A 694-nucleotide genomic window follows, 5' to 3' on the forward strand; every position below is an offset into this window, starting at 1 on the left:
ATCCCGAGTGAACGTCTTTATCTTCGGTGAGGCTGGCCGTTGCTGTGCCCGCAATCACGGCTTTATCGTCAGTACCGTTAATGGTCACGGTGACTTGTTGTTCAGTGCCATCAACAGAGTGAACCAGTAGGGTATCAGTTACCGACTCACCCGTTTTCAGACCTTGAATGTTGGCTTGTGCGTTATCCGCGGTGTAGGTCCAATGGCCGAGGTTATTGATAGTCAGCGTACCAAATTGACCTTGAAGGGTTTCTGCGCTGAACTGAGCTTGGCCGTTATCACTATCAGTAATGGTTAACGCACCATCAACCCTTAATAATCCCGAGTGAACGTCTTTATCTTCAGTGAGCGTTGCAGTTGAAGTGCCTGCAATCACTGCTTTATCGTCAGTACCGTTAATGGTCACGGTGACTTGTTGTTCAGTGCCATCAACAGAGTGAACCAGCAGGGTATCAGTTACCGACTCACCCGTTTTTAAGCCTTGAATCGTGGCTTGTGCGTTATCCGCGGTGTAGGTCCAATGGCCTAAATTGTTGATACTCAAGGTACCAAATTGACCTTGAAGGGTTTCTGCGCTGAACTGAGCTTGGCCGTTATCACTATCAGTAATGGTTAACGCACCATCAACCCTTAATAATCCCGAGTGAACGTCTTTATCTTCAGTGAGCGTTGCAGTTGAAGTGCCTGCAATCAC

The 694-nt window shown here is 47.8% G+C and carries 1 protein-coding gene; it reads right to left on the reverse strand.

All coding sequences use genetic code 11. The features are described 5' to 3' along the window. A partial coding sequence (locus K5Q58_RS20640; protein ID WP_220755725.1) for a VCBS domain-containing protein occupies positions 1 to 694 on the reverse strand: 694 nt, incomplete at both ends.

Origin of the sequence: Shewanella sp. KT0246 (assembly GCF_019654955.1) — a bacterium.
Classification (GTDB): domain Bacteria; phylum Pseudomonadota; class Gammaproteobacteria; order Enterobacterales; family Shewanellaceae; genus Shewanella; species Shewanella goraebulensis.